The sequence below is a fragment of the Herpetosiphonaceae bacterium genome (assembly GCA_036374795.1).
Lineage (GTDB): Bacteria > Chloroflexota > Chloroflexia > Chloroflexales > Kallotenuaceae > LB3-1.
Genome location: DASUTC010000068.1, coordinates 1 through 4,812, shown reverse-complemented (window position 1 = coordinate 4,812; position 4,812 = coordinate 1). Strand labels below are relative to the sequence as shown.

4 protein-coding genes are annotated in these 4,812 nt (G+C 63.9%); all 4 read right to left on the bottom strand.

Going from position 1 to position 4,812, the window contains the following annotated elements; all coding sequences use genetic code 11:
* Window positions 1–174 precede the first annotated feature (174 nt).
* On the bottom strand, window positions 175–2,547 hold the full coding sequence (locus VFZ66_04780) for a xanthine dehydrogenase family protein molybdopterin-binding subunit (GenBank protein HEX6288481.1): 2,373 nt from the start codon (window positions 2,545–2,547) through the stop codon (window positions 175–177).
* Window positions 2,547–3,221 (bottom strand): (2Fe-2S)-binding protein, encoded by a 675-nt coding sequence (locus VFZ66_04775; protein HEX6288480.1) that lies wholly within the window; start codon window positions 3,219–3,221, stop codon window positions 2,547–2,549. The genes VFZ66_04780 and VFZ66_04775 overlap by 1 nt, the downstream gene beginning before the upstream one ends.
* 552 nt (window positions 3,222–3,773) lie before the next feature.
* The gene (locus tag VFZ66_04770) at window positions 3,774–4,391 is read right to left on the bottom strand and encodes a thioesterase family protein (protein ID HEX6288479.1); all 618 of its coding nucleotides are present in this window, start codon (window positions 4,389–4,391) and stop codon (window positions 3,774–3,776) included.
* 10 nt (window positions 4,392–4,401) lie between these two features.
* Window positions 4,402–4,812: carbon monoxide dehydrogenase subunit G (locus tag VFZ66_04765; protein HEX6288478.1), on the bottom strand; the 411-nt coding region annotated here is incomplete at its 5' end.

The following is a 4,812-nucleotide window of genomic DNA, read 5'->3' as shown; positions in this document are numbered from 1 at the left end:
CCGCCAGCACCTTGGCTTCGGGATTCCGGCTCAGCAGATCGAGCGCCTCCTGCAACGACGCGGGCGCGGCATATTCAAAATCACCAGGAAACATAGTTCCTCCTAGATGCAGAACAAAGAACAGAGAACAGGAGATTTGGTCGTTTTGGGCTGTGTTCCGTTGTTCGTTGTTCTTTACTGCCCGTGAATCGCCCGCCACACCTTCTCGGCGGAGTACGGCATGTCGAGGTGCCGAATGCCGAGATGCGACAGCGCATCGATCACCGCGTTCGAGACGGTTGCAGCCGACGCGATCGTGCCTGCCTCGCCCGCGCCTTTGACGCCCATCGGATTGACCGGCGACGGCGTTTCGGTGCGGCTCAGCTCGTAGTGCGGCACCATATCGGCTCTAGGGATCGCATAGTCCATCAGCGATCCGGTCAGCAGTTGGCCGTTCTCGGCGTAGACTGCGCCCTCGTAGAGCGCCTGCGCGAGGCCCTGCGCGATGCCGCCGTGGATCTGCCCGTTCACAATCAGCGGATTGATCACCCTGCCCACATCGTCGACCGCCACGTAGCGCAGCGGCGTGACCTTGCCGGTGTCGGGATCGATCTCGACGGTGCAGATGTGCGTGCCGAATGGGAAGGTACAGTTCGGCGGATCGTAGTAGGTCGTCTCGTCCAGAAACGGCTCCATGCCCTGCGGCAGATCGTACGCCACGCTGGCCTGAAGCGCGATCTCCTGAATCGTCTTGGCCGCGTCGGGCGCGCCCCGCACGTAGGCTTTGCCGTCCTCGAAGACAATATCTTCCTCAGCCGCCTCAAGCATATGTGCCGCCAGCCTGCGCGCCTTCTCTTTGATCTTCGACACGCTCTTGTAGATCGCCGTGCCGCCGACCGCCGCCGAGCGCGAGCCGTAGGTGCCGTAGCCGAAGGGCGTGCCCTGCGTGTCGCTGTGCTCGACCAGCACGTCCTCGTAGGGCACGCCCAGCTCGTCGGCCACAAGCTGCGCGAAGGTCGTCTCGTGGCCCTGGCCGTGCGGCAGCGAGCCGGTTGTCACCACGACTTTGCCCGTCAGATGGACCTTGACGTTAGCGCTCTCCCACAGGCCAGCGCCCCAGCCCTCGCCGGTCAGGCCGATCCACTTGCTCGGCGCGACGCCGCAGACCTCGACGTACGAGCAGATGCCGATGCCCAGCAGCCGCCCATTTTGCCGCGCCTCGGCCTGCTGCTTGAGAAAATCCTGGTAGCCGATCGCTTCGAGCGCCTTGTCGAGCGCGGGCTCGTAGTTGCCGCTGTCGTAGGGCAGCATGCCCAGGCCGGTATCGAAGGGAAAGTCCTGGGGCTGGATGAAGTTCTTGCGCCGGATCTCGGCGGGATCGATCCCGATCTCGTCGGCGAACATATCCATCGCCCGCTCGATCACGTAGGTCGCTTCGGGCCGCCCCGCGCCACGGTAGGCGTCGACCATGCCCGTATTCGTGTAGACGCCATGGACCTCGCAGAAGATCGCCGGGATGTTATAGACGCCCGACAGCATGCGCCCGTAGAGCGTCGTCGGAATGCCCGGCGCGATCGTCGAGAGATACGCGCCCAGGTTGGCGTAGGTATGCACGCGCATGCCCGTGATCGTGCCGTCGCGCGTCCCCGCGATCTCGATGTCGGTGATATGGTCGCGGCCATGCGAGGTGGCGGCGTAGTTCTCGCGGCGCGTCTCGATCCACTTGACCGGCTGCCCGACCTGCTTGGCGGCGTAGAGCGTCGCGGCCATTTCGGGATAGACAAAGATCTTCGCGCCAAAGCCGCCGCCGACATCCGGCGCGATGCAGCGCATCTTGTTTTCGGGAATGCCCAGCACGAACGCGGTGAGCAGCAGCCGATGCACGTGCGGCGCTTGGGAGCTCATCCAGATCGTGTACTCGCCCGTCGCGGCGTCGTAGCGCGAGATGTAGCCGCGCGTCTCCATCGGCGTCGGCAGCAGCCGCTGGTTGACGATCCGCTGCCGAACCACCACCTCGGCGCTGTCGATCGCCTGGGTCGTCTCCTGCTCCTTGCCGCAGGTCCAGCGCATCACGATGTTGTTGGGCGCGTTCTCGTGGAGCTGCGGCGCGCCCTCCTTGGTCGCGGCCTCGGCGTCGACCACCACGTCGAGCGGCTCGTAATCGACCTCGATCAGATCGAGCGCGTCGTAGGCGATATACGGCGACTCCGCGACGACCATCGCGACGCCCTCGCCGGTAAAGCGCACCGTATCGACGGCCAGCGCGCGCGGCGTGTTGACGTTGTTGTCAACGCCGCCAGCGGCCCAGGCGCACGGCAGCGGATTCTGCTCCTTCGCGATCTCGTCGCCGGTGATCACCGCGACCACGCCGGGCAGCGCGCGTGCGGCGTCGGCGTTGATGCTGTTGATGTTGGCGTGGGCGTACGGCGCTCGCAGAATCGCCGCGTGGAGCAAGCCCGGTAGCTTGATGTCGTCGACGTAGTTGCCCTTGCCGGTGATCAGCCGTGGATCTTCGCGGCGCTTGAGCGCCTGGCCGAACATCTTAGCGGGTGCGTCTGTCGTTGCCATCACAGTCCCCCCTCTCCTGTGTTCAGCCGGGCCTCCGGCTTCGCTGGCGCATCATCGCTCACGCCAGCGTTTTCGCTCTGCCAGTCTTCCACAGTCTCCGGCTCTTCGGGCCTGCCGCCTTCGCGCTGCGGATGCTCAAGCTCCGCCGCTGTTTCGGGAGTCTCCGGCTTGGCCTGCTCGTGCATCGCGGTCTGGCCGTTGCCCTGCGCCTGCCCTTGCATCTGCCCGGCGGCGTACTGCACCGCCCGCACGATGTTCTCGTAGCCGGTGCAGCGGCACAGATTCCCTTCCAGCGCGTGGCGAATCTCGGCCTCGCTGGGATTGGCATTGCTCTGCAACAGCGCGCTGGCCGACATGATCATGCCGGGCGTGCAAAAGCCGCATTGCAGGCCGTGCATCTCCCAGAAGCCCTGCTGCATCGGATGGTAGGTGCCGTCCGTCGCCAGCCCCTCGATCGTGGTGACTTCGCAGCCGTCCGCCTGGACCGCCAGCATCGTGCAGCTTTTGACGCTCTGACCGTTAACATGAACCACGCACGCGCCGCACTGCGAGGTATCGCAGCCGACATGCGCGCCGGTGAGGTTGAGCTGCTCGCGCAGATAATGCACGAGCAGCAGGCGAGGTGGAACGTCGTGCTGGTACGTTCTGCCGTTGACCGTAACCGAAATCTCCACGTTGACCTCCTTTGGTCCCACCCGGGTCTATAGGCTACGCCGTCTCTGCGAGCGGCGGTGGTAGCTGGTCTGACCTACGTTGTCAGGGGAGGTAGCTGCCGGTAAGCGCTGCGGGGCTGCTCGCCCGCGACCCGATTCAGGCATGCGCATCAAGCCCGACGCACGCTGCTGGCTGCTCCAACGGCGGCGCATCCGGCGATCGTGTGCCTGATCTAACTAGCGGGGGAAGCTGAAACATGGCTGTGCCTCGTATGCTGGACGATCGTCATAGGCCAAAGAGCATTGGCAGGGCGACGGCAACCATCACGCCGATCAGCAGCGCGGCGACCGCCACCACCGCGCACGCGACGATCGCCGTATCCTTTGATTCGTGATCCACTCCGTTTAGCGTTCCTCGTTTCGCGTTCCAAGCTCCAGGTTCCAGGTTCCAAGTTTCCGATTCCTGGTGTGCCGGGTGCCCATGCCGGGGTACCCTTTGGGTCTGGCACCCGCATAGCACCCGCATAGCGCCTGCTCTCAGTTCTCCGATTGTTCTTTGTTCTTTCGCCCCGTCTAGCCATCGAAATCCGAGTACTCGTTATCTACGAACACCTCGGACTGTCCGCAGTTGGGACAGACATACACATCGATCTGCTCGCCCTTCGCCTGTGGCTGATCGCCGAATAAGCTGGGCCGCTCGTGCTGATTCAGCGGTCGCTTGCCCTTGAGTTCCAGCGGCGTGCCACAGCGGGAGCAGGACAGCGGCGCTCGATTGTCCGTGAGCTTGAGGCGCGTCTGGAATGCATCGATCACCGCCTGTGGAATGGGCCGAGGCCGCTGTGTCGCCAGATCTACCCAGGCCCAGAGCGCTTCAGCCGTGACCAGCGCGCGATCGTCGCCGGACCGGCGAATCTCGTAGAGCCGCACCGCGCGCGGACCTCGCATCTCCTTGACCCAGGTTGTGATCGTCAGCGTATCACCGGCTGCGGCAGGACGGCGGTAATCGATCTCTAGTTTCCGCAGAATGAACACGCCGCCAAGCTGGCGGTAGCGCTCCATGGGAAACCCAAGCTGCTCCGAATGCTCGATCGCCGCCTGTTCGAGATAGTGTAAATACACGGCATTGTTGACATGCCCCAGCGCATCCATCTCGTAATGCCGTACGCGCAGTGTCGTTGTAAACCGTTGCATCAGATAATTTTTAACCTTGCTTTTCCACCCGTTGCGCAAGCGCTTTCATGCCCTGGCCGATCAGCATCTTGGCCGCGCCTTCGATAAGCCGCTGCCCAACGTTGGCGATCATCCCGCCGACCTGCACGTCGCCGCTGTAGTGCAGCACAGTCTGATCCGGCGTATCCGACGTTAGCTCGATCGATCCCTCACCTTTAACGTGGCCTGGCTTGCCGCGCCCCTCGCCGCTGAGCCGGTAGCCGACGGGCGGGTTGAAGTCGGAGAGCCTCACGGTGCCGGTGTACTCGCCTTTGACACCGGCGACCCCGATCTTTGCGACACCTTTGTAGGTATTCGGCTCGACTTCTTCCAGCGACTCGACGCCGGGAATCAGCGTGCGGAGCGCCTCGATGTCGTTCAGCATCGCCCATACTTTCTCACG